The following is a 276-nucleotide window of genomic DNA, read 5'->3' as shown; positions in this document are numbered from 1 at the left end:
ATACGAACCTTGATGTTCAAACACCATCCTAACCGCACGCGCGCGGACCTCAGGTGAGTAGCGATTTGCCATTTTGCTTTTTGTCATAACAATCATCCTTACTTAAGTTGATGGTCTCCGACAAACTCGGGGCGATTCAGGTTGATATTCGTCGTCTACTTATCATTGGCGCAATGACGCGCATTGCATGGGTGGGTCGAAAGCCTGTCCAGGACGGCTCCTGGCTGGACCGCATGTTGAAACGCAAACCAAAGATGCTTGTTGCAATTGCACTGG

1 pseudogene is annotated in these 276 nt (G+C 49.6%); it reads left to right on the top strand.

The annotated features are described in order from the left end of the window. Positions 1–137 precede the first annotated feature (137 nt). Positions 138–276, top strand: a pseudogene (locus ACFWW2_RS15845) (IS110 family transposase); the annotation flags it as partial.

Source organism: Yoonia sp. R2-816 (genome assembly GCF_046762905.1).
Lineage (GTDB): Bacteria > Pseudomonadota > Alphaproteobacteria > Rhodobacterales > Rhodobacteraceae > Yoonia.
The sequence above is the reverse complement of the archived record's forward strand: the minus strand, read 5'-3'. Positions and strand labels throughout refer to the sequence as shown.